Source organism: uncultured Phascolarctobacterium sp. (assembly GCF_937920985.1).
Classification (GTDB): Bacteria; Bacillota; Negativicutes; order Acidaminococcales; family Acidaminococcaceae; genus Phascolarctobacterium_A.
Window position 1 is genome coordinate 47,135 of record NZ_CALDXR010000032.1, and the last position, 21,040, is coordinate 68,174.

The 21,040-nt window shown below is 46.6% G+C and carries 17 protein-coding genes; 1 reads left to right on the forward strand and 16 read right to left on the reverse strand.

Annotated elements, in window-relative coordinates; genetic code table 11:
* Positions 1-735 precede the first annotated feature (735 nt).
* The 3 genes from Q0612_RS05655 to Q0612_RS05665 all read right to left on the reverse strand — a co-directional run bounded on the left by Q0612_RS05655 (position 736) and on the right by Q0612_RS05665 (position 4,246).
* A complete protein-coding gene (locus Q0612_RS05655) occupies positions 736-2,691 on the reverse strand; it encodes a TRAP transporter permease (RefSeq protein WP_298881914.1) in 1,956 nt (651 codons plus the stop codon).
* 34 nt (positions 2,692-2,725) lie between these two features.
* Positions 2,726-3,163: a DUF1850 domain-containing protein gene (locus Q0612_RS05660; protein WP_298881917.1), complete on the reverse strand. Its 438-nt coding sequence runs from the start codon at positions 3,161-3,163 to the stop codon at positions 2,726-2,728.
* 111 nt (positions 3,164-3,274) lie between these two features.
* Positions 3,275-4,246: a TAXI family TRAP transporter solute-binding subunit gene (locus Q0612_RS05665; RefSeq protein WP_021719550.1), complete on the reverse strand. Its 972-nt coding sequence runs from the start codon at positions 4,244-4,246 to the stop codon at positions 3,275-3,277.
* A 346-nt stretch (positions 4,247-4,592) separates the two neighbouring features.
* Here Q0612_RS05665 and Q0612_RS05670 point away from each other — a divergent pair, with 346 nt between their 5' ends.
* A complete protein-coding gene (locus tag Q0612_RS05670; protein ID WP_021719551.1) occupies positions 4,593-4,967 on the forward strand; it encodes a hypothetical protein in 375 nt (124 codons plus the stop codon).
* Positions 4,968-5,042: 75 nt separating this feature from the next.
* On the opposite strand, the gene trpA is transcribed toward Q0612_RS05670, so the two are convergent.
* From trpA to Q0612_RS05735, 13 genes are all read right to left on the reverse strand, one after another.
* The gene (trpA, locus tag Q0612_RS05675; protein ID WP_298881921.1) at positions 5,043-5,834 is read right to left on the reverse strand and encodes a tryptophan synthase subunit alpha; all 792 of its coding nucleotides are present in this window, start codon (positions 5,832-5,834) and stop codon (positions 5,043-5,045) included.
* Complete coding sequence (trpB, locus tag Q0612_RS05680) at positions 5,827-7,011, reverse strand: tryptophan synthase subunit beta (protein ID WP_009145719.1); 1,185 nt, start codon at positions 7,009-7,011, stop codon at positions 5,827-5,829. Before trpB ends, trpA begins: the two co-directional genes overlap by 8 nt.
* Entirely contained in the window at positions 6,998-7,636 is a 639-nt protein-coding gene (locus Q0612_RS05685) for a phosphoribosylanthranilate isomerase (protein WP_298881926.1), read from the reverse strand. The genes trpB and Q0612_RS05685 overlap by 14 nt, the downstream gene beginning before the upstream one ends.
* The gene (gene trpC / locus Q0612_RS05690) at positions 7,629-8,408 is read right to left on the reverse strand and encodes an indole-3-glycerol phosphate synthase TrpC (RefSeq protein WP_298881927.1); all 780 of its coding nucleotides are present in this window, start codon (positions 8,406-8,408) and stop codon (positions 7,629-7,631) included. The genes Q0612_RS05685 and trpC overlap by 8 nt, the downstream gene beginning before the upstream one ends.
* 21 nt (positions 8,409-8,429) lie before the next feature.
* Positions 8,430-9,446, reverse strand: coding sequence for an anthranilate phosphoribosyltransferase (gene trpD / locus Q0612_RS05695; protein ID WP_298881928.1), 1,017 nt, complete (start codon positions 9,444-9,446; stop codon positions 8,430-8,432).
* A 524-nt stretch (positions 9,447-9,970) separates the two neighbouring features.
* Positions 9,971-11,302 carry an RNA-binding domain-containing protein gene (locus tag Q0612_RS05700; RefSeq protein ID WP_298881929.1) on the reverse strand — a complete coding sequence of 444 codons (1,332 nt, stop codon included), beginning with the start codon at positions 11,300-11,302 and terminating at the stop codon, positions 9,971-9,973.
* A 347-nt stretch (positions 11,303-11,649) separates the two neighbouring features.
* On the reverse strand, positions 11,650-13,710 hold the full coding sequence (gene fusA, locus Q0612_RS05705; protein WP_298881930.1) for an elongation factor G: 2,061 nt from the start codon (positions 13,708-13,710) through the stop codon (positions 11,650-11,652).
* 150 nt (positions 13,711-13,860) lie between these two features.
* Complete coding sequence (locus Q0612_RS05710) at positions 13,861-14,799, reverse strand: DUF1848 domain-containing protein (RefSeq protein WP_298881933.1); 939 nt, start codon at positions 14,797-14,799, stop codon at positions 13,861-13,863.
* A gap of 166 nt (positions 14,800-14,965) precedes the next feature.
* Complete coding sequence (locus Q0612_RS05715; protein WP_298881936.1) at positions 14,966-16,621, reverse strand: hypothetical protein; 1,656 nt, start codon at positions 16,619-16,621, stop codon at positions 14,966-14,968.
* Between the two features lie 137 nt (positions 16,622-16,758).
* On the reverse strand, positions 16,759-16,959 hold the full coding sequence (locus tag Q0612_RS05720) for a hypothetical protein (RefSeq protein WP_298881939.1): 201 nt from the start codon (positions 16,957-16,959) through the stop codon (positions 16,759-16,761).
* 540 nt (positions 16,960-17,499) lie between these two features.
* Positions 17,500-18,033 carry a hypothetical protein gene (locus tag Q0612_RS05725; RefSeq protein WP_298881943.1) on the reverse strand — a complete coding sequence of 178 codons (534 nt, stop codon included), beginning with the start codon at positions 18,031-18,033 and terminating at the stop codon, positions 17,500-17,502.
* Between the two features lie 276 nt (positions 18,034-18,309).
* A complete protein-coding gene (locus Q0612_RS05730) occupies positions 18,310-20,115 on the reverse strand; it encodes a TM1812 family CRISPR-associated protein (protein ID WP_298881946.1) in 1,806 nt (601 codons plus the stop codon).
* Positions 20,116-20,153: 38 nt separating this feature from the next.
* Positions 20,154-21,011 (reverse strand): ADP-ribosylglycohydrolase family protein, encoded by an 858-nt coding sequence (locus Q0612_RS05735; RefSeq protein ID WP_298881949.1) that lies wholly within the window; start codon positions 21,009-21,011, stop codon positions 20,154-20,156.
* Positions 21,012-21,040: the final 29 nt, after the last annotated feature.

The following is a 21,040-nucleotide window of genomic DNA, read 5'->3' on the forward strand; positions in this document are numbered from 1 at the left end:
TGAAATATACTATGAGTAACTTCTTGAGTACCATCAGAAGTTACATCACGAGTTCAAAAAACATGATTTATTCAAATCGTCTTCTTCGGAAGACCCCACAGTGTGTGGACCTAAAGCTTGCTTCGGCAGGCTTTTTTGTTTATTTTAAAAAATTTTCATGTACAGTACACTAAATCATTTCTACAGCAATTTTAAAAATCCTTTATTTCTAAAAAATCTGCTGATAATTCGGTGTTACTTTTTATTTTAAGGCTTTGCTATAACATATTATAGCATATGCAAATGACAGCTTTTGTCTATCTTGCCAACTTTATTTGCAAGTTCAGTAAAATTTTTAGGTTTAAAATTCAATAAAAAGTTGTACATTACTTCGTCCTAGCCTTTACAAACTGCTAATGCCAGTCATCCTTTCCATGTGTGAAACGGAAGCAGAAGTGCAGGAGCAGATTATGCTACTGACAATAAAATTGAACAACAATCTTTCATGTTTTATGTGATAACTTAATGGTAAGCAAAGGTAGTCTCTATGTCTATCTTTTTAAATTGAATTTACGCAACTTATTATACGTCATCTCAGCTTTATGTCCACTTTATAGCGCCACTTCTTTTTCTTACTTCAATGCAACACTGCACCTACGCCACACAAGTCGGCGAGGTGTTTTTTTACATACAAAAAGTCCTGCGCAGCATCTGAAATGCACGCAGGACTATGAAGCTTGTTATGAAATTTTCGGCTTACAGGTCGTCGCCATCTTGCTGAATCGCACCCTTAACCTTGTTCATGCGCTGCCATACATAGGCAACAGCAACAAGCGCAACACCGATACCGTCGGTAAATACGCCGGGGATAATCATGCAGATACCGCCAACGAGGAACAGAATACGCTGCGGAATGTTCAGCAGATTGTTGCAGAAACCAATCATCGCCATGGAAGCACCCCACATACCTACAATCGCGGTGAAGGCGCTGTAGCAGATGGTGAACGGAGTTGCGTTGATCATCAGCAGCTCAGGTGCCAGTACGAAGATGTACGGTACGATGAACGCAGCAATCGCCAGCTTAGCAGCAATAACGCCGGTACGCATCGGGTTAGCACCGGCAATACCAGCACCGGCATAAGCAGCCAAGGCAACAGGCGGTGTAACGTCGGCAACGATACCGAAGTAGAACGCGAACATGTGCGCTGCCAGCACCGGTACATTCATCTGCACCAGAGCAGGCGCTGCAATAGTAGAAGTAATTACATAGTTAGCAGTTGTCGGCACGCCCATGCCAAGAATCAGAGAAGTGATCATGGTGAAGAACATTGCCGGCAGCAGATTACCGCCTGCCAAGTCCAGCAGAGCAGTTGCAATCTTCAGGCCAACGCCGGTTTTGGTAACAACGCCGATGATGATACCTGCGGTTGCACAGGCAATCAGTACGCCAAGCACGCCCTTGGAGCCGTCAATCAAACCTTGGACGATTTGCTTGAAGCCAATGCGGGTGGATTTACGCAGGCAGGCGCAAACGATGGTCAGCACGATGGCTGCCAAAGCAGCACGCATAGGAGTATAACCGCTTACGAGCAGGTAAACGATAACGATTAACGGAATAGCCAGATGGCCTTTTTCCATGAACAGCTCCTTGAACTTCGGCAGCTGGTCACGCGGAGTGCCCTTCAGACCGAACTTTTTAGCTTCGTAGTGAACGCCCAGCCATACGCCGATGTAGTACAACATTGCCGGGATAACGGCAGCCTTAACAACATCAAAGTACGGAACGCCTACAAATTCTGCCATCAGGAAGGCTGCAGCGCCCATAACAGGAGGCATCAGCTGACCGCCGGTAGAAGCAGCAGCCTCAACAGCGCCTGCAAACGCCGGACGATAGCCAAGCTTTTTCATCATCGGGATGGTGAAAGCGCCGGTGCCGGCAACGTTACCAACGGAGCTGCCGGAAACAGTACCCATGAGGCCGGAGGACAGTACGGCAACCTTCGCCGGTCCGCCTGCTGCCCAGCCTGCGATTGCGTTGGCAATATCAATGAAGAATTTGCCCAGGCCGGTGGTTTCCAAGTAAGCACCAAAGAGGATGAACAGATAAATAAAGGTAGAAGATACACCCATAGGCGTACCGAAAATACCCTCGGTAGTGAAGAACAGGTGGTCAAACATTTCCTGCACGCCAACGCCGCGATGCGCCAGAATACCGGGAACGTAAGGACCTAAGAAGGCATACAGCATAAAGCAGAAGGCAACGATAATCATTGGCCAGCCTACTACGCGGCGCGCTGCTTCAAAAACCATAATCGTACCGATAAGGCCGACGATGAAGTCGGTTTCTGTGTTCATGCCGGCACGCAGCACCAGCTCCTGATAGTTCACAACCAGATACATGGCAGTACCTGCGCTGAGCAGTGCCAGGAAGGCATCAAAGGGATGCATCTTGCTGCGGGACCAGGAATGTCTGGACGGATACAGCAGGAAAATCAATAAAAAGCCGAAGGCTAAGTGAATAGCGCGCTGCAGATGCGCGTCCAGCACACCGAAGGTGGCTGTATATAATTGGAAAAGTGCAAACAGAATACAGATTGCGGAAATAATTTTACCCCACACACCTGTAAGCTCACGCTTGTCTGATTCCTTGTCAAATTTTTGCAATACCTCTTCTGCTGAAAGCTCTCTTACTTTCTTTTCTTTTTCAGACATGGGTATCAGCTCCTCTCATTTAATATAATAAAACCTAAAAGTACCGTTCCAGCCAGTACTGATATCGATACATGGCCTTCACCGTTACCGCAGTCCCCTGCCCGTACAGAGCAATCAGATCGTAGCTGTCGCCGCTGTGGACAATGTGCGGCATTGCCTGCTCGGATATACGCAGGGCAACCTCCTTATAGGGGCGGTTCATCTCCATATCAAACTTACCGTCGGCGGTCTGCGTCAGCTTGCCGTCGGCAGCGGAATACGGATAGCCCCATCCCAGCGAGGAAAAGCGGGTGTGCGTCATGGTCATGTTATTTGCGCCGTTAACCCTGAAATAATCATTCCAGGCAGTTTTTTCCACCGAATGCGTCAGGCTGATGTACCATTCATCACCTGCCGCTGTGGCAAAAGCAACAGCTCCCGAAGTTCCCTCAGGTATAATCGCCACCACCAGGCGCGTACTATACCACCCCAAAAGCATTAAAACAACGCTTACAATAATTACTAAATTCTTTACTGGGAAAAAAGACCGGCCACCGGCAAACGCCGGTTTCCGGTCTTTGAAGTTCGGCATCATTTAAAATCCTTATTTTTCGTTAAAGAATTTTTCAGCACCCGGGTTCAGCTTAATGGACATGCCGTCTTTAGCAGTATCTTTGCTGATAGCATTTGCTGCGGAGTGAGCGGATTTCATACGGTCAAGGTTGCCGTACAGAGCTTTAGCAATTGCATAAGCGGTGTTTTCGTCCATCTTGTCGGTTACTGCCAGCATGCATTTTACTGCTACTGCGGTAACGTCAGCATCCTGCTTCGGATAAGTACCGGCTTTGATAACCAGCTTGGTGTAGAACGGATATTTTTTGATCAGAGCGTCAGCCTTGTCAGCATCAACCGGAACCAGTACAACGTCGTTCTGAGTTGCGATATCCTGAATAGCAGCGGTCGGATGGCCTGCGGTTACGAAAGCAGCATCAACGTTACCGTCCTTCAGAGCACTTGCAGCTTCACCGAAGGACAGGTATTGAACCTTAATATCATCATATTTAATGCCATATGCTTCCATGATCTGGCGAGCGTTAGCTTCGGTACCGGAGCCTGCAGCACCTACAGCGATGCGTTTGCCTTTGAAATCAGCAACAGATTTGATACCGGATTTTTTCAGGGTAACAATCTGTACGGTTTCCGGATACAGAGTTGCAAGACCTTGCAGGCCGGCAACCTGTTTGCCTTTGAACATTTCAGTGCCGTTGGCAGCATAGTAAGCAATATCGTTTTGAATAAAAGCAATTTCAACCTTGCCTTGGCTGAGCAGGTTTACGTTTGCTACGGAAGCGCCGGTAGATTGTGCGGAAGCATTGGTACCAGGAATATTTTTATTCAAGATATCAGCCAAAGCACCGCCTAACGGGAAGTAGGTACCGGAGGTACCGCCGGTAGCAATGTTAATAAATTTTTGTGCAGCAGGTTTTTTATCATCTTTCTTATCTCCACCGCCGCAGCCGGCAATCATAGTAGCCATAACCATGATACCAAGTAAAAAAGCCAAGAGTTTTTTCATAAGAGTTCCCCTCCTTTAATATACATATGTGCTAAGATAACAAAATTGACGCAGCAACATATTGTTATTCTTCTTATTCGTCAACATTGTGTAAATTCCTGCTAAAAAATTCATAAAAACGTCATGTATACAGAATACATTGGCATAAAAATGCAGATTCTATGAAAAATTCTTGCTATTTTGTGATTATTAATACAGCTTTTCTGCATAATTTGCTGTGGAATCATTTCATTATAGATTCATTTTGCTTATTTCCGTAATCTATGTTACAATAATAGCGTTATGTTTATTGCTTTTTCTGATAAAGCGAGAGTCATCAAAAACATCTTTTTAAGGAGTGAATAATATGAGTTCCGGAGCTTATTCTTTAAGACTCGCTCGTACCCTGTACGAAAATGTTTATCATGCTATGCTGTACAATGAAAACCAACAGCCTATCGGTGATTTGGAAATTATTCCGAACATCCCTCTCGACCGCAGCCAGGTTCCCGAGGATGCACCGGAAGTACCGGCTTATCTGCTGGTAATCGTAAAAGACGCTGACATCAACAAGGACAACCTGATTGATTTCGAAGAGCGCGCTTCCTATGCTCTGCTGAAACGCTTCTCCACCGAGGTTATCAACTTCCAGCACTGCAAATTCTACTATCCGTCCCCTGCCTTCATTTTTGAACAGCCGGACGCAGTAAACGGTGGCACTGAGCCCATGCCGCTGCAATAATTTAAACCGAAAAACTCCGCTCCCTGCTGCCTGTGCAGTAAGGAACGGAGTTTTTTTGTGCCCAAACCTTTGTAATTAAGCCTCCGCAGCTGCCTTGGCAACCGCTTCGGACATACTCTTGACGTATTCGTAAACATGCTCGGGAGAAGCCTCGCCGTATTGAGCCACGATTTTTTCAATCGCACTGCCTACAATAGCGCCGTCACTGGCCTTGGCCATCTTGTACGCCTGCTCGGGAGCAGCGATACCGAAGCCTACAGCCACCGGAATATCTGTAGCCTTGCGCACCTCTGCGACAATGCCGTCGATATCGGTAGTGATGTTGCTGCGCACACCGGTAACGCCTAAGGAAGAAACTACATATACATAGCCTTGGGCAATAGCGGCTATTTTCTGGATGCGGTCCTTGGAGGTAGGCGCAATCAGCGGCACCAGGGCAACGTTATGCGGTTCGCTGAACGGACGCATCTCCTCGCGCTCCTCGTACGGTATATCCGGTATGATGACGCCGTCTACACCTGTTTCTTCGCAGCGGGTGAAGAATTTTTCCGCACCGTAGGCATAAATCGGGTTAGCATAGGTCAAAAATACCAGCGGTACCTGTGTTTCCTCGCGAAGCTCCGCTACGAGATCAAAAATTTTATCGGTAGTAGTGCCTGCCGCCAACGCACGCATATCCGCTTGTTGGATAACCTCGCCCTCAGCCACGGGGTCGGAGAAGGGAATGCCGAACTCAATTAAGCCTGCACCGCCCTTAATCATAGCTCTCACCAGCTCCTTGGTTGTAGCAAGATTGGGATCGCCAGCGGTCACAAAGCCGATAAATACCTTTTTCTTTTCGTCAAATGCCTTTTGTATTCTATTCATGTAAATCAACTCCCATATAACGTGCGATTGCGGCAACGTCCTTATCACCGCGGCCGGAAATATTTATAACCATAATCTTGTCCTTCGGCAGAGTGGGTGCCAGCTTCATAGCGTAGGCTACGGCATGCGCACTTTCGATTGCGGGGATAATGCCTTCTGTTTTGGAAAGATAGTTGAAGGCGTCAACTGCCTCCTTATCGGTAGCAGGAACATATTCCGCACGGCCGATGTCGTGCAGATAAGCATGCTCGGGGCCGATGCCGGGGTAATCAAGACCGGCGGAGATGGAATAAACCGGAGCAATCTGGCCGTATTCATCCTGCAGAAAGTAGCTCTTCATGCCGTGGAAGATGCCCAGCTTGCCGTTAGCCATGGTTGCGGCGTTCTTGGGATTGTCTACGCCCAGGCCTGCAGCCTCTACGCCGATTAAGCGCACGTCCTTGTCCTCGATGAAGTCATAGAACATGCCCATAGCGTTGGAGCCGCCGCCTACGCAGGCCACCAGCACATCGGGCAGGCGTCCTTCCTTTTCCAGCATCTGCGCCTTGATTTCCTCGCCGATGATCTTCTGGAAGTCACGCACAATTTCCGGATACGGATGCGGGCCCATAACGCTGCCCAGTACATAGTAGGTATCCTCAACACGTTCGGTCCATACACGCAGCGCTTCGTTTACTGCATCCTTCAGGGTACCGGTGCCGCTGCTTACAGGCACAACCTTCGCACCCAAAAGCTCCATGCGGAACACGTTGAGCGCCTGACGCTCGCAGTCCTCCTTGCCCATGTAAACAACGCATTCCATGTTCATCAGCGCCGCTGCGGTAGCAGTCGCAACGCCGTGCTGGCCTGCGCCGGTTTCGGCAATAACACGCTTTTTGCCCATCTTCTGCGCCAGCAGAATCTGTCCTAATACGTTGTTGATTTTGTGGGCGCCGGTGTGGTTCAAATCCTCGCGCTTCAGATAAATCTTGCAGCCACCCAAGTCCTTAGTCATCTTCTCTGCGTAATACAGCAGGGACGGTCTGTTGGCATATTCGCGGTACAGGCGCGCCAGCTCCGCCTTGAATTCGGGATCGTTTTTAAATTTTTCATAGGCAGCCTCTAATTCCAGCACTGCGTTCATCAAAGTTTCCGGCATGTATTGACCGCCGTGAATACCATATCTACCTTTTGTCATCGTTATCTCCCCTTACCTCCGCTATAAATGCGGCAATTTTTTCCGGGTCCTTCAACCCTTCTGTTTCTACGCCTCCGCTTACATCTACGGCAAAGGCGTTACTGTTTTTCAATACATCTGCAACATTTGCTGCCTCAAGACCGCCTGCGATAAAATACGGCTTCTTGATTTTTTCATCTGCCACCAGCGCTAAATCAAAACGCTTACCGGTGCCGCCGTACTGCCCATTGGTATAGGTATCAAAGAGCAGGTAATCGCAGGGATAAGCTTGCAGATTTTCAAAGGAGCCTGCGTCCTTCACGCGGACTGCTTTGATAATCGGCAGCTCCGTCTGCAGCCGCAGCCTTTCGCAATAGGCCACATCCTCGTCACCGTGCAGCTGGATGATGTCTATCGTCCTGCTTTCGGCCAAGCGTATAATTTTATCTATCTCGGCGTTGACGAAAACGCCGACTGCCTTAATCTGCGGGTTAAGCATTGCCTTCAGCTGTGCTGCCTGCTGCTCCGTCACCTCGCGTTTGGTCTTGGCAAAAACGAAGCCTATATAATCCGGCAGCAGCCTGTTGACGCACTCTATATCCTGTGCACGCTTCAGGCCGCAGATTTTAACCTTTACCTTACGCATCACGCATCTCCTTCAGCATTGCCGCCGCATCCGCACTGCGCATCAATGCTTCGCCCACCAGCACCGCCTGCACACCTGCCTGCTTCAGCGCCTGCGTATCGGCCGCGCATTGAATGCCGCTTTCCGCTACAAAAATCTTGCTTGCGGGAATCGCATCCCTCAGGCGCAGGCTGTTTACCGGGTTCACGCTGAAATCCTTGAGATTGCGGTTGTTCACGCCGATGATTTCCGCTCCTGCCGCCAGTGCCATCTGCACCTCGCCTGCGGTGTGCGCCTCTACCAATGCGCTCAGCCCCAGCTCCTGCGCCTGCGCCAGGTATTCACCCAGCTGCGCTGCACTCAGCAGGCTGCAGATAAGCAGAACAGCGTCGGCTCCGATGCATTTGGCCTCGTAAATCTGGTATTCATCCAGCGTAAAATCCTTCCGCAGAAGCGGCAGCTCCACTCTTTGGCGAACCGCCTGCAGGTAAGCATCGCTGCCCTGGAAGAACTTCGGCTCCGTCAGGCAGGAGATGGCTGCTGCGCCGCCTGCCTCGTACTCCGCAGCCTTGCGCAGGTAGATGTCCGTAAAATCGGGAGCAATGATGCCCTTCGAGGGGGATGCCTTCTTCAGCTCGGCGATTACACTCAGGCCGGGGGCAGCAAGCGCTGCCCTGAAATCCTTGCCATGCGGTCTGCCCTCTGCCTCATCACGCACCGCGTAAAGGCTTTTGTGCGCTTTGAGCGCCCGCACACGCTCTTTGGTATATTCCGCAATCTCATCTAAAATCATAATCTAACCTCTTTAATCAGCTTATTTATTGCTCAGCTCAATCAGCTTTTCCAATGTCTGCAGCGCCTTGCCGCTGTCAATCAGCTCTGCCGCCAGCTTCACGCCATCCGCAAAGCTTGCAGCCTTGCCGCCGATATACAGGCTGGCGCCGGCATTCAGCAAAACTGCATTGCGTTTCGGTCCCTGCGCTCCTGCCAGAATGTCGCGCGTAATCTGAGCGTTTTCCTCCGGCAGACCGCCTACCAGATCAGCCTTGGTGCAGCGCTCCAGGCCGAAGTCCTCAGGCTTGATCACGTAATTTTTCATCCAGCCGTCCTTGAACTCGCAAACGGTAGTCGGTGCGCTCAGCGAAATCTCATCCAGTCTGTCCTGACCGTAAACCACCATGCCACGCTTAACTCCCAGGTTCATCAATACCTGCGCCAACGGCTGAACCAGATACTCGTCATACACACCCAAGAGCTGCATCTTCGGGCTGCCGGGGTTCGTCAGAGGTCCGAGGATGTTGAATACGGTGCGGATGCCCAGCTCCTTGCGGATAGGTCCTACATATTTCATCGAGGTGTGGTATTTCTGTGCGAAGAAGAAGCACATGCCTGCTTCCTTTAACAGCTCTACGCATTTTTCCGGGTCCTGCTGAATGTTCACGCCCAACGCCTCCAGGCAATCCGCGGTGCCACATTTGGAGGAAGCGGCGCGGTTGCCGTGCTTAGCAACCTTCATGCCACCTGCCGCAGCAACCAGAGCGGAGGTTGTGGAAATATTGAAGCTGTTGGAGCCGTCACCGCCGGTGCCGACGATTTCAAAGATGTCCATGCCCGTTTCGCATTTCAGTGCGTGGTCACGCATCGCAGCGGCGCAGCCGGCGATTTCATCGGTAGTCTCCGCCGTAGTGCTCTTGGTAGAAAGCGCTGCCAGAAAGGCTGCATTCTGCGTTGCACTTGTTTCACCGCTCATAATCTCGTTGATTACGTCATATGCTTCGTTATAGGTTAAGTCCTCTTTGCCGACGATTTTTACAATAGCTTCTTTAATCATTTTAATTCCTCCCATAGTTTACACTAACATTCTACGAGAAGGCCTATCACAGATTTGTTATACAAAAAAGCCTGTCCTGAAGCTGCTTAGCTTTTCTAAGCAATTCCAAGGACAGGCTGTAAATACTTATACCTGCGGTACCACCTTGTTTCGTCGCCATTGCGACGCGCTCTCGCAGAGTGCCATCACACTCCTCACCCTTAACGCCGGTGTTGCGTTGCCGAATACTCTCGCCGAAGCGATTTGACAGCACCCTCAACGGTCCATTTATCAGCCTGCATCTCTATCCGGCTTCCACCTGCCCGAACTCTCTGTAAGCGCATCTGCTGACTTGATCTCCGTCTCAACGGTTTGTGGTCTTTTTTGAAGTTGTGCCTAGTTTACCACCACGGATATCTTTCGTCAACACCTTTGTACAAAATCTTGCAGATTTTTTTATTTATCCGTGATTTTGTAAAGCAGGTTACAGATTTGTAACAAAAACGCCCTGCGTACTACCGTCAGTAATACGCAAAGCGTTTAGTTCACTTACTGATATACTTTCTGCTTCGCCCTACGCCGATAGGCGCAAGCCTGCCTGCATCACACAGCTCCTGCAAAAGCATATAGGCCTTAGTTGTTTTCACCTGCAAGGCATCCTCAACCTCCTTGCGGGTAACATAGCCCTGCATAGCAGCCAGCTGCATTACTTTGTCCTTTTCATTCATAAAGCCGTAGCATTCCTGCGTTTCGCTGACGCCCAGCTCCTTGGCCTGCACCTCATTAACATTGGGCAAAACAACCTTAAAGCCACCGTAAACCGCAATAAATTCCAGCCTTGCCGCAGTATCCAGATAGCTCTGCTGAATTTTTTCAATCCCCGTACCAAAGCTTTCAATTAAACGCAAGCGGTAGAACACGGCAGCCAGCGCAGGATTGCGCGTCTGCGATACGCCAATAAAAATTGTTTCCATTTTTAAGCCCGTAACGAGTCCTCCCAAAGAAATAAACTCAATGCGGTCATCATAAATATTAACCAACGTGCTGCCGCTGAAGCTGTAATCACGGTGTACAAGACAATTCAGCAGCACCTCGCGCACAGCCTCAGGCGGATAATCCTTCGTATCTACACGTTCCAAGCCGTGAAAGGTTGCCTTGGTTTTATTATAATTATCTATAAATGCGTAGGCATCGTAAAGCTGCTGCAGCAAGGAGCCGGTAAACTCACGTCTGTCGCGAAAAACCGCTCTCGTGCTGCCCTGAAAAACCGCGACCTTCAGCGAATGCTCGCACTGCTCGGAAAGCAGCAGCGCCAGATTAGTATATAAGCCATCGTCACCGATAAGCTTAAGCGTGCGCAGCTGCGCCTCATCCAATTTCAGTTCACGCTGCTGAAAATGCTTGCGCAGAGCTGTAAATGTCAACTCCTGCTGCATACTGCGCATGCTTTCATAGCTTTTACCGTTAACCTCTATCAGCATACGGCGAATGCCTTCATCGCTCAGCTGCTGGTTGCTACTGCCCTGCCTGATATATACGCCGCTGGGCTTTAAGCCTTTTTCACGAATATAATATGGTCTGCTCGTGCCGTTTTGCACCGCAACCTCAATAATCTGTTTACCTTCCCTGGTAACTGCACGTATTTTGACAAACGGCATAACATCCGGTGCAATGCTGTCCTTAAGTGTGTTGGCTGTCTGCTGCATTACATCGTCTACGTTCGGCAGACCGACAACCTCTCCTGCATCATTTATGCCGATATATAAAATTCCGCCCTCTGTATTGGCAAAAGCAACTACTGTTTTTTTGATGTCACTGACGTACAGCTCTTTAAACTCTCTGTCGATATTCTCATACGCAAGTGTTTCTTTTGTCATTATCTTTCGTTCCTTTCGTTTTCTTTTAATTATACATTATTTAAAGAAAGAAAGCAACAAAAAAATGTCTATCATAAAAGCACTAGCTGATATACAGATAAATAACCTACAATCCTCTTGTCCGATACTTACATTAACCTCATCTTTAAGCAGTAACCATGCCTACTAAAATCATTAAGATGCAGAGATTTAAACCTGCCTTCTTATATACTTTGTTTATATCAGCACATCAAGAAGAAACTTCACTTTCCACTCCTCATACAACCGCCATAAAACAACAAACCTGCCGGCTGACTCACGTCAGGCGGCAGGCCCGTTAGCGCTTTATTCAGTTGTCGCAGTTTTAATTATGCTTCCTTATGTTCAGCGATAATTTTTTCTGCCATCTTAGGCGGAACATCTTCGTAATGGTCAAACTTCATCTCGAAGGTTCCCTGGCCTTGGGTAATTGCGCGGAGGTCTACGGCATATTCCGAAATCTCTGCATAGGGTACCTGAGCCGTAACGACGCTCAAGCCATCTTCTACGCTCTGCATACCGAGAATGCGACCGCGTTTGGAGTTCAAATCGCCGATAACATCGCCCATCATAGAATCGGCACAGGTTACATTTAAGCTGTAAATAGGCTCAAGCAACACTGGCTTGCATTGTTCCATGGCCTTCTTGAAGGCGATATTGGAAGCAGTTTTAAATGCCATTTCAGAGGAATCGACAGTATGATACGAACCATCAAGCAGGGTGATGCGCATATCTACAACCGGATAGCCCGCAAGGATACCCTTTTCCATAGCTTCACGCATGCCCTTTTCAACAGCAGGGATATATTGGCGAGGTACTGCACCACCGAAAATCTTATCTACAAACTCAAATCCACCTCCTGGCGTCAGGGGTTCCATCTTAATGACTACGTGACCATACTGGCCGTGTCCGCCGGACTGCTTCTTGTGCTTGCCTTCTACCTCAGCAGAGCCACGAATAGTTTCGCGATATTCGATAATCGGTGCTTTAAGAATAGCCTCAACACCAAATTTACGCTGCATACGCTCCATGATTATATCAATGTGCTGATCGCCCATACCGCTGATTAAGGTTTCCTTGGTAACAGGGTTTTTGGTAACGATAATCGTCGGGTCTTCGTCCATCAGACGATTCAGAGCGGACATGATCTTGTCCTCATCACCCTTTTTCTTCGGGTAAATTGCTCTGGTGTACATCGGCAGCGGGAAGTTAATGGGCGGGAATTCAACCTCAGAATTCTTATCGCAGAGGGTGTCACCGGTAGAGGTATATTGCAGCTTGGCAACTACACCAATATCACCGGCAGGAACCTGCTTCATAGGAATCTGAGTCTTGCCACGCATTGTGAAGATGTTAGCAATACGCTCTTCTTCTTCACGACGGGAGTTATAAACTACGCTATCTGCTTTAATTGAGCCTGAGAATACACGGAAATAACTTAGACGGCCAACAAAGGGGTCGGAAGTTGTCTTAAATACCAACGCTGCCATCGGAGCATTGGCGTCACGTACTTCTTCTTCGCCGGTTTCTTTATCCATAACGATATAGTCATTCAAAATTGCCGGATAGGTAAAGTCGATGATAGCGTTCATCAATCGACCAAGACCAATGTTCTTGTAGGCGCTACCGCAAAGCATAGGATAGATGATAGCCTGACGAATGCCTTTAATCAGACATTTCATAATTTCCTCGTCGCTAATCTCTTCTCCTTCCAAATAACGCATCATGCAATCGTCATCTGCTTCAACTGCAGCCTCTACCATCTTTTCGTGGGCAGCAGCAGCAGCCTCTTTATACTCATCCGGAATCTCTATTTCATCGGAGCCATTACCGTTGGCACGATAGGCCTTCATTTTGTAAAGGTCTATAATACCCTGGAAGTTGTCCTCCTTGCCCAAAGGCAACTGTAACGGCAGTACATGCTTACCGAACTTACCACGCAGGTTATCCAAAATGCTATCAAAATCAGCGTTCTCACGATCCATCTTGTTGACAAAAATGATACGCGGCAAACCAGCTTCTTCAGCCAGCTTCCAGCATTGTTCGGTACCAACCTGTACACCGCTGGTTGCGCAAACCACGATCAACGCACTGTCTACTGCTCTAAAGGCTCCTTTAACCTCAGCAACGAAGTCAGCAAAGCCAGGAGTGTCAATGAAATTAATCTTGGTATCACGCCATTCAACAGGTGCCAAAGTGGCGTTAACGGAGACCTTACGTTTGATTTCCTCGGGTTCATAGTCAGTGGTGGTAGCACCGTCTTCAACCTTGCACATTCTGCTGATTGCTCCGCTGCGATACAGCAGGGCTTCGGTAACAGACGTGGTTCCTGCTCCACCGTGACCCACAATGGCCACATTTCTAATCTTATCTCCAGTGTACTCTTTCATGATAAATCCCCCTTTATCAGGCATTTGTTATGGCTAGTATTTCGCCGATATTGCCTATTTATCCTGCTTTTTGTGAAAAATTTCTCATAATTTTTTAAATTCACTTAAAATTGTAACGCATATTACAGTTTTTTTGGAGGAAGACGGGGGTTAGGCGAACAGGCCCTGCTGTCTCTCCAGACAGGATTGCATTTTACGCTCAGTAATTCTGTCCTCCTCACCTACTTCGCCCAATAGCAACGCCGAACCGGGATGATGCTGCTGCCTGTTTTTCTGCACCATCGCATTATTGAAGTTGGCATAGCAGTAGCGGCAGCCGTTGCGACAGGTATTGTAGGCACCGATATCGACGCTTGCCACGCAACCGCATTCTTGGCGCTGGTTCTTGTCCTTGCCCACCTTCAGCGGACAGCCTAGCAGCTTTTCAAACAGGCCGCCGTCGATGCAGTGCGCATGCTTAATGCCGTACTTATCCAGCTCAATGCCCTCAGCGCAGGTCGCCAGCTCCAAGCCGTAGCTGTGCGCAATTTCTGCCAGCTCCTTCGCCATAGCGTCCATTTTTTCCAGGCTCCACGGCTGCACTGCCAGCCCTTGCATGTTGCGTTCGGTTTTGGCGTACATATCCAAAAAACTGATGGTGCACTGCTTCGTATACGGCGCCAGCTGCTTGGCCAGCTCCGCAAAGCGCTGCACATGATAATTAAAGGTATATTTATTGTTGAGCAAAATCGGATCATAGCGCCAGATAACGCGCTCCGGCCCCAGCATGTCGCTCAGACGCTGAAAGCCTGGCACAATGAACTTATCCTTCGGAGGCACGCCTGCCTCCACATCCTGCTCATATCCGTTGAGCGTAAACTGAAAGTAATACATGTAATCCTTAAGCAGCGGCAGCTTATCCAGCATCGGCAGCGGGTTCTTCGTCCAGAAGACAATGCCGTCCACCACCTCCGGATTGAGACTGATGCGGCTCACCTGATGCGCGTTCATCGGATTGCGCGCCAGCACATAGCCTTCTTTGATGCGCTGCATAAACCAGTCTGAATAATATGTCGGTATATCGGTTCTTCTGCTTGCACTTATAATCATCGGCGTTAGGCCACCTTTCTGAATGTAAAGATTTGGTATCTCATATATTTAGTCTTCAGCATTGGCTGATTGCGGTTTTCTGCGCACAAATCGCACGGGCTGTACCCTTTAGTATAATTTTCGCACATATCATTTCTCCAGACCTCAGGTCGTTTAATTTATGCACTTATTCTTGCAATTTCTCCAACACAAGATTGCTGACAATCTCTTTAAAATAGTTAAGGTTATTACTGCCGATATAAATAACCTTGCCCTTGTTTTCCTCCCTGCCGTTGTTGACATTGTTCTTCATTCTATAGTACAGCGTATGGGAACAATGCAGTGTATTAAACAGAACAACATCGGCATTTCTTGTTATATTAATATCATAGTTGACATTCTCGGAATCAATATAATTGAAATACGGATAAAGCTCCTTAAGCCTGTTTTGCCATACCTGATGACCACCCATAATCAATATATTAAGGCTTTTAAGCTTGCCCTGAACATAGCTGTTGGGAACAATAGAAGTCTCCTCAACTACTTCCTCCTCAGGACAATCCAACTCATCTACCCTGTCCTCCAGGGTTTTGTTAAGCTGCTGCATAAGCTGGTTGTCCTTCAAAAAGTCTTCTACCAGCTGCTTTTGCTCCTCCAACTGCGCCTTCAATTCGGCAATCTCCTTTTCAGAAGTATACTGCAGACGTTTGTAATCAGCCTGCAGCTTTTTCATCTGAGCTTCTTTTTCATCTATAATACTGTTCAAGGGAGCGGCCTGTGCCTTAAGCCTGCTTACTTCCTCCATATGCTCAGTTGCTTTTTGCTTGACCTTAAGCTTTTGCTTCAAAAATTTTTCGGCATATAATTTTCCCTGCCCCAATATCGGCCACACAGCGCAGCACAAATAAATCATCAGTTCCTTAAGCCTTTCATTATCCTTAAACTCTGGATAACGGTTCAGCACTGCAAATATTTTCTGCAGACGTTCCTGATCTAAATCAGATACACTTTTATTAAGATTAAAAGCAGTATAATCAAGCTCCATCACCGCCAGCAGCTGATAAATCATCGCTATATGTTCTAGTGCCTCATCGTTAAGCAGTGCCAAGTCTGCCAAGCTCTTCGCTCTTTTATGCTTTTTCAACCAGTTTTTGGCCTCTCGTCTGGTCTGCAGAAACTCATCATCTGTTATCTTATGCAAACAAGTTGCTTTCAAACCGGATAAATTCAAAAAGCTGTCTACAGCAGCTTTTTCTAGTTTATGGTTATTAACTGCTGCCTGCATATACAAAAACGCCAGCATTGCCTTAAGTTTTCCTTTGCTATCATCAAGCTTGTCGATAATTTCTGTTTTATAGCCTGCATAGCATTGGTAACCCTGCTTTTTGCTAGCTTTAATATAATCAGCCGCAGCTTTAAACTGCTTCTTCAGTAAGTTGACCAATGGTGTTTTTTCTATACTATCAAAAGAGCTGATTAACGCAGCAATAAATGCCTGCTCCGGCACCATGCCTAACGCAGCATCAGTTATAGGAATTACAAATTTAAAGCCTTTTCCTTTTTCTAGCTGCTGCTTACTTAAGAGCTCCTCTATTTCTTCAGAATTCTTGGCGTCATCTATCAAGCAGCAAAGACACAGGTGCTCAAGTGTCTTTGCCGGAAAAATTTCAGCAAGCTCCTCCGCTGTATAAAATTCTTTATCAGCTACAGTCTCCGTAAAGCTGTTCTGCTGATTACGAGCAGCAAAAACTTCATTAGTATTAACGATATAATCAATTTCCGAAACAGGTGCGATTGTTTCGAGATTAAACTTCTTCAAGTATGCTTCTTTAGATACAACCATAGTTTTTCACTCCTCTTTGCAATATAAATAATAAACTTTATATATATTGCAATTATAACATTTTACTGCAGCAATTACCAGCAAAGCCAAAAGCCTGCTATGCCACATTAACGCAGCATTGCAGGCGTAATTTGCTACTAAAACAAGTTTTGCATCGCAAATGATTCAAATCTTTCGACGCTTGCATCAGAATATCTTTTATTAAGATTTAATTCACGGCAAAGCTTACCGTAGTACTCAGGAGAAATGCCTCCCGGATATGTCCAGCGGTCGCCATATCTTTTCATATGCAGATCACCGGCAATGTGTTTGTACTTGTTGCCAAGCTTGTTGTCCATGATATATTTTGTTACCTAACGACTTTCGCTAAAGCCAAACTTTCTGCATTCCTTCACCAAAGACCAAAATTCTTGTACCTCTTCACGAGTTGCATTGTTTCTGAAAATTGCCATGTTATCTACTTCCTTTCGCATTTTCATTTTTCTTGTGTTCTTAACTGTTAATATAATTATAATCTGTCAGATTAAAACTGACATGGCAAAAAAGGTGCGCAACGACATTCATCTGCTTTGTTTCCACTCTTCACTATAAAAACTGCAAGAACGGCTTCCCTCGGGGGAGCTGGCGCCCAACAGGGCGACTGAGAGGGGACTGCTGTTTCTACTCTGACGAATAGCTTTATATGGGTCATCACCCCTCTCCGCCTCGACAAGCTCAGCACCTCTCCCCAAGGAAAGGCTCTCTTAACGCTTTTGTTTTGCATTAAGACCTTAACTGTACGATTACCGCTTTCGGTATACAACAAAGACCTGAAACCCGGATTTCACTCCGAGCTTCAAGTCTTTTGTATTATAGAGCTTTTTTCTTCTATTCAAAGCTTAACAATTATCCCAGTCATCTGGATTTATGTCATCGATTGAATCTTTCAGCTCCTCCATATCATATCTTTCCGCATAATCGTTAATAATCAGGTCAACATATTCAGGCTGCACATCTCCATGCTTGTCGAAATACGCTGCCTTAACAGGATTGTAAATAGCCTTTTTTACCATATCCATATCAATCTCGCAGAACAGAAAACTGCGGCGCGCCTGCAACTCCAAAATCTGCAGATAATCTTCCATGCTACCCATCTCTTCACTAGCTATATGATTAGCATAAGCTTGCGCCTTGCTTGCCGACAGCTTCGCAGGATCCTGCAGTTCTTCTTTGATTACCGCTTCTCTATCAGGCAGCTGCCATACTTCAGTGTGGATTTCTTCCTTGTCTTCAGCTGCCTTTTTTGCAAATGCCTTATCCATCTCTGACTCAAACTCCTCCATTGAATAGCATTCTACACACATTTCTTCCAAAGCTTTATTGAAACCCTCTTCCAGCTTTTGGTTCATCTTTTCTTGAAAATCAATAGTCATAAATATCAGCTCCCTTTCTTCTTTTAACTCTTGCAATCTACATTTAAAATTATAACCTGCCAGCTTACATAGGACATGGAAAAAAAGGTGCGCTATACCTTTCGGCAGATGATTCCTGCAACACATATATCTGCGATATAAAACCAAAAACAGCACCAAACAAAAAAGCTGGGCTCAAAAAAAAGCAGCAGTCCTGCAGAAGCACTTCACGCCTCTGCCGGGCTGCTGTTGTCATTTTCAATTATAAAACGGCTGCGCTCTCTTTACTGCGCATGCTCACGACTTTACTTCCTGCTTGCTTTTTAAGTAAGCAGCTTGCTCGCGCAATTCACAGATACCGCTCAGGATTTTTTCTTCAATCTCCCTAGGAGAATCACCTTTTTCGTGACGAGCATGGTTACTGCTGTTGCGCGCCATACGGATAATAGTATATCTGTTGATAATATCTACCAGCGCTGCATCATCGCACAAATTGCTTGTAATCTTACCATCCTGCATGCCACACTGCAGTAGATAACCGCGTGAAAGCTGTTTATATGGTAATTTATCAATATTAAAGAGCCTATATAAATGCTCCTCCTTGCTATTGTTAAGCAGTTGATTAAAAAAATACTTAAGTTTTTTATTGTTAGGAATATGCTGCATCAGGTCAACATTTCTCCATGCGTCCTCCTCTTTATCAATAGTAAGGTATCTTTTCAACAATCCTGCCAGGCCATCATTATTGCCTATTATATCCTGATATGCTATCTTTCCCGCTATAATCTGCTTAATTTCGCTCAATGCCTTCTTAAAATCTTCTTTATCAAAGGTGATAAAGTAATTTTGGGCATCGATATACTTTTGCAAATCCTCCAGCTGTTGCTCTACCTCCGCATCATCTGCAGTTTTATATTGCTTCAGAAGAGTAAGAGGCCGCTTCAACGCGCGCTTAAAAAACACCTGTATCTGATTTCGTTTATCTACATCCCTGCCCCAATTACATAAAAGATAATTGGCAGCAGAAATCTCCTCGTTCTTAACCTTTTTGTTTATTTCCTTGGCAGTTTCTGCATCCAGAGTATAAAAGCCCTGTTTGGCAATAAATTCCGGAACACGTTCAGTATAAAGCGTCATTGCCTGCTGTAAATGTCCCTGCTTGACGCACCAGGTTATAATATCCAAGTCGTCATGGGCAGACAATACAGTTTTGTACGATTCCTCAATTGTAGGCAAAAGCGTTGCAAAAAGCTTGTCATTGGCATCGTAATTCTGAGGCGCCAGATTAGTAAACGCCTGAATTTTTTTGGCCAATAAAGCACAGGCATCCTGCAGCTCCCCATAACGGCACAGCTTTATGCTTTGGGCAAAATATCCCATAGCGTTCACCAGCTCATACAGTTCGCGGCTCAGATTGCATTCGTCTGTATAAGGCTTTTGCTCAAAAACATCAATGTTATAATAATCAGCCAGTTTTTCAACACTGCCATATTTGGCAAATTCCGTCGCACCTGCAACCAGGTCAAAAAAGCGATATACATCCTGCGAATCTTCTACAAAATTAGAGCTCCTGTTAGGCTCCCAGTTGGAATACAAAATTCTGCCCATCTGCAGGCCGCTAAAGTTCAGCAGGCGCATAACTCCCAGCATCATCATGCTGGCATTACGCATACCGCCAGTCATATCTGCATGAATAGTTATGGGACAGTCAGCACCTTGTTCCTTTTGAATTTTTTCGGCCTCAGCCAGAATGCTTTTACCCATCTCACCGATGTCAGGCAGCGCCGCATTCATAGAATTGCTTTCATCATAATCAACAGTGATGATATTTTCTGCAGGCACGAACTCTTTAATTCTCCTCTTGAAAAAATCCACTGTTGTCATATCGGCTTTTTTTAACAGCTTTTTGGTAGCCTGCGAGGAGAAAAGAAATATTTTGTCTATCTTCTGTGAGCGCTTCTGCAAATACGCAGCAAGCTCCCGCACTGCCGATTCATTACTGTGCTCGGTCATAACATCTGCATCATTTATTCGATAACAGCTTGGATCTTTGCTGTTATAACTCAAAAAAAGTAATAAAAAATTCGTTTCTAAGGTGTTCATCGGTAACCTCCTTATTGCTTTAGGATTTTCTTCAATTGTTAAAACACCGGCATTTGCTCACGAGGGAAAAAGGTACGCAAATAATAATTCTTTTCAAACATCTGCGCATTGTAGGTCAACAGGCCATTAGTGCTATGGCATCTGTCCGCCTCCCACAAATATTCATAAGCCTTTTGACGGAAGATTGGCGGCAAGCCAAAATATGCTTCTGCTACCGCACCGGTAATTGCAGCAAGTGTATCGCTGTCACCGCCTATAGAAATAGCATTACGGATAGCATCCTCAAAATCAGATGCCTCCAAAAAGGCCTCCAAAGCTTGCGGCACAGTGCCCTGGCACGATCCATCAAAGCTGTAGCTATCGCGAATTTCATCTATAGTAAAATCCAGCTTGTAATAATTTGCTTCGAGATGCTTCTTTATTTCTTCCTTGCTTGCGCCGCTGCGAGCTAAGAAAACGGCAACCGCAGTCGCCTCTGCTCCCTTCAGTCCCTCCGGATGATTATGGGTAACGCAGGTAACATCATTGCTCAATGCCTTTACCTCCGCCAAATCGTTGCCCACCCAACCGCAGGCACTGACGCGCATTGCGGAACCATTGCCAAAGCTGCCGTAGGCATGCATGTTTACATCAAACAGCCATTTACGAAAGCGTCCGCCATAGCCTGCATGAGGAAAGGTATTGCCAAATTTACGCATATAATAAATAGTACTGCTCTGCAGCTGATTGCGCAGCCTGCTGCTGTCGCAATTCATCAGCGCCGCCGCCACCGCCAGCGTCATTACGCTGTCATCGGTAATGTGATCAGCAGCAGTAAACAAATCAAAATCCTTGCTTTTAAGATTATTCCATTCAAATCTTGAACCGACGATATCCCCGACAATTGCACCTAACATATTCATCCGCCTCCTGACGATAGATAGCT

What these genes read in the sequence shown, in the direction of transcription:
- Q0612_RS05715 (WP_298881936.1), bottom strand. Translation starts at nt 16,621, where the DNA reads ATGGTTGTATCTAAAGAAGCATACTTGAAGAAGTTTAATCTCGAAACA.
- trpD (WP_298881928.1), bottom strand. Translation starts at nt 9,446, where the DNA reads ATGATTAAAGAAGCTATTGTAAAAATCGTCGGCAAAGAGGACTTAACC.
- trpB (WP_009145719.1), bottom strand. Translation starts at nt 7,011, where the DNA reads ATGACAAAAGGTAGATATGGTATTCACGGCGGTCAATACATGCCGGAA.
- Q0612_RS05710 (WP_298881933.1), bottom strand. Translation starts at nt 14,799, where the DNA reads ATGATTATAAGTGCAAGCAGAAGAACCGATATACCGACATATTATTCA.
- Q0612_RS05735 (WP_298881949.1), bottom strand. Translation starts at nt 21,011, where the DNA reads ATGTTAGGTGCAATTGTCGGGGATATCGTCGGTTCAAGATTTGAATGG.
- Q0612_RS05655 (WP_298881914.1), bottom strand. Translation starts at nt 2,691, where the DNA reads ATGTCTGAAAAAGAAAAGAAAGTAAGAGAGCTTTCAGCAGAAGAGGTA.
- Q0612_RS05670 (WP_021719551.1), top strand. Translation starts at nt 4,593, where the DNA reads ATGAGTTCCGGAGCTTATTCTTTAAGACTCGCTCGTACCCTGTACGAA.
- Q0612_RS05725 (WP_298881943.1), bottom strand. Translation starts at nt 18,033, where the DNA reads ATGACTATTGATTTTCAAGAAAAGATGAACCAAAAGCTGGAAGAGGGT.
- Q0612_RS05665 (WP_021719550.1), bottom strand. Translation starts at nt 4,246, where the DNA reads ATGAAAAAACTCTTGGCTTTTTTACTTGGTATCATGGTTATGGCTACT.
- Q0612_RS05700 (WP_298881929.1), bottom strand. Translation starts at nt 11,302, where the DNA reads ATGACAAAAGAAACACTTGCGTATGAGAATATCGACAGAGAGTTTAAA.
- Q0612_RS05730 (WP_298881946.1), bottom strand. Translation starts at nt 20,115, where the DNA reads ATGAACACCTTAGAAACGAATTTTTTATTACTTTTTTTGAGTTATAAC.
- trpA (WP_298881921.1), bottom strand. Translation starts at nt 5,834, where the DNA reads ATGAATAGAATACAAAAGGCATTTGACGAAAAGAAAAAGGTATTTATC.
- fusA (WP_298881930.1), bottom strand. Translation starts at nt 13,710, where the DNA reads ATGAAAGAGTACACTGGAGATAAGATTAGAAATGTGGCCATTGTGGGT.
- Q0612_RS05685 (WP_298881926.1), bottom strand. Translation starts at nt 7,636, where the DNA reads ATGCGTAAGGTAAAGGTTAAAATCTGCGGCCTGAAGCGTGCACAGGAT.
- trpC (WP_298881927.1), bottom strand. Translation starts at nt 8,408, where the DNA reads ATGATTTTAGATGAGATTGCGGAATATACCAAAGAGCGTGTGCGGGCG.
- Q0612_RS05720 (WP_298881939.1), bottom strand. Translation starts at nt 16,959, where the DNA reads ATGGACAACAAGCTTGGCAACAAGTACAAACACATTGCCGGTGATCTG.